Raw genomic sequence first — 2,704 nt, forward strand, 5'->3', positions numbered from 1 at the left:
TCGCTGCGCGGCGTGCGGCGGGCCGGGCGGCGCGCGGCGGCGGACCGCTGGCTGGCCCGGGTCGGCCTCGGCGACGCCGCCGGGCGGCTGCCGCGCGAGCTGTCCGGCGGGATGCGCCAGCGCGTCCAGCTCGCCCGGACGCTCGCCGCCGGGCCCCGCGCGATCCTCATGGACGAGCCGTTCGGCGCGCTCGACGCGCAGACCCGCGCGAGCATGCAGCGGCTGCTCCTCGACGTGATCGCCGACGCGCCCGCGACCGTCGTGTTCGTCACCCACGACGTGGACGAGGCGCTGCTGATCGGCCACCGGATCGCCGTGCTCGGCGCGGGCGGCGTCACCGCGCGGTTCCCGGCGCGCGCGCCCCGCGAGGAGGTCCTCGCGGCGCTGGGCGCGCGTCCCGACGCACAGGAGACCGGCGCACAGGGGACCGGCACGCGGGAGGCCGACGCACTGGAGACCGGCGCGCGGGAGACCGAGACGAAGGAGACCGTGTGATGGAGATCCCGGCCGCGACCGAGCGGCGCGAGCTGTCCGCCGACGTGCTGGTGATCGGCGGCGGCACCGCCGGGACGATGGCCGCGATCACCGCGGCCGAGCACGGCGCGTCCGTGCTGCTGCTGGAGAAGGCGCACGTCCGGCACTCCGGGGCGCTCGCCATGGGCATGGACGGCGTGAACAACGCGGTCATCCCGGGCAAGGCGACGCCGGAGGACTACGTCGCCGAGATCACCCGCGCCAACGACGGCATCGTGAACCAGCGGACCGTCCACCAGACCGCCACGCGCGGGTTCGCGATGGTGAAGCGGCTCGAGAAGTACGGCGTGAAGTTCGAGAAGGACGAGCACGGCGAGTACGCGGTGCGCCGCGTCCACCGCTCCGGCTCCTATGTGCTGCCGATGCCGGAGGGCAAGGACGTCAAGAAGGTGCTCTACCGGGTGCTGCGGCAGCGCTCCATCCGGGAGAAGGCGACGATCGAGAACCGCGTGATGCCGGTGCGCGTCCTGACGTCGGGCGGGCGCGCCGTCGGGGCGGTGGGATTCGACACCCGCAGCGGCGAGTTCGTCACCGTGTCGGCGGGCGCGGTGATCCTCGCGACCGGCGCGTGCGGGCGGCTCGGCCTGCCCGCGTCCGGCTACCTGTACGGGACGTACGAGAACCCGACCAACGCGGGCGACGGCTACGCGATGGCCTACCACGCGGGCGCCGAGCTGAGCGGCATCGAGTGCTTCCAGATCAACCCGCTCATCAAGGACTACAACGGGCCCGCCTGCGCGTACGTCGCCAACCCGTTCGGCGGCTACCAGGTCAACGCCGAGGGCACCCGGTTCGTCGACTGCGACTACTGGTCCGGGCAGATGATGTCCGAGGTCAAACGGGAGATCGACTCCGCGCGCGGGCCGATCTACCTCAAGCTCACGCACCTGCCGGACGAGACGCTGACCGCGCTCGAAGGCATCCTGCACACCACCGAGCGGCCGACGCGCGGCACGTTCCACGCGGGCCGCGGCCACGACTACCGCACGCACGACGTGGAGATGCACATCTCCGAGATCGGGCTGTGCGGCGGGCACTCGGCGTCCGGCGTCTGGGTGGACGAGAACGCCCGCACCACCGTCCCCGGCCTGTACGCGGCGGGCGACCTGGCCTGCGTGCCGCACAACTACATGATCGGCGCGTTCGTGTTCGGCGACCTCGCGGGCGCGCACGCGTCCGCGCACCTGCCCGCCGAACGGGGCGGGCCGGACGCGCTGCCCGAGGACCAGATCCGGGCCGCGCACGAGCTGATCTACCGCCCGCTGCGCAACCCCGACGGCCCGCCGCAGCCGCAGGTCGAGTACAAGCTGCGCCGGTTCGTCAACGACTACGTCGCGCCGCCGAAGACGCGGACCAGGCTGGACATCGCCGTCGAGACGTTCGCGCGGATGGAGACCGAGATCGCCGCGATGGGCGCGCGGACCCCGCACGAGCTGATGCGCTGCGCCGAGGTGACCTTCATCCGCGACTGCGCCGAGATGGCCGCCCGGTCGTCCCTCACCCGCACCGAGAGCCGCTGGGGCCTCTACCACGACCGCGCCGACCTGCCCGAGCGCGACGACGCGGAGTGGATGTTCCACCTCAACCTGCGGCGCCGCGACGACGGCGCGATGGAGTTCGTCAAGCGGCCGGTCGCCCCGTACCTGGTGCCCGTCGAGGAGTTCACCGTCCCGGAGGGCGCCGAGCCGCAGGTCCTCGGCGCGGCGTCCGCCGGGCGGGTCGCGGTCGCGGCCCGCCCGGCCGGGGGGACCCGTCAGGCGGCCGCGGTCGGGCGGTCCCCGCGGCTCCTGGAGCTGCAGCGGCTCGCCGAGACCGAACCGGACGTCGGCGCCGTCGCCGCCTACCTGTCCGACCCCGACCCGAAGGTGCGGCGCGCCGCCGTCGCCACCCTCACCGAGGTCGCCCCGGACGGCGTCGCCGGGGCCCTCGCCACCGCGCTCGGCGACGCGCACGGCTCCGTCCGGCACGCCGCCGCGACGGCGCTGCGCGAGCTCGTCGAGGTGCTGCCCGCCACCGGCGAGGTCCGGGACGCGCTGAGCGGCGCCCTGGACGTCCCGGACGCGCAGGTGCGGGCCGCGGTCCTGGACGTCCTGCGCGCGCTGCGCCTCGGCGGCGCGGACGTGTTCGCCGCCGCGCTCGGCGACCCCGACCACCGCGTCCGGCTGCAGGC

General features: G+C 74.9%; 2 protein-coding genes. Both read left to right on the top strand.

The genetic code is table 11. The features are described from left to right. Positions 1–495, top strand: a 495-nt coding sequence (locus ABZ914_RS49825) for an ATP-binding cassette domain-containing protein (protein WP_500201591.1), incomplete at its 5' end; no start/stop codon positions are given. Beyond that, the coding region (locus ABZ914_RS49830; protein WP_500201592.1) for a fumarate reductase/succinate dehydrogenase flavoprotein subunit at positions 495–2,704 on the top strand (2,210 nt) is incomplete at its 3' end. The genes ABZ914_RS49825 and ABZ914_RS49830, both read left to right, overlap by 1 nt.

The organism is Spirillospora sp. NPDC046719, assembly GCF_040645715.1.
In the GTDB taxonomy this organism is placed as follows: domain Bacteria; phylum Actinomycetota; class Actinomycetes; order Streptosporangiales; family Streptosporangiaceae; genus Spirillospora.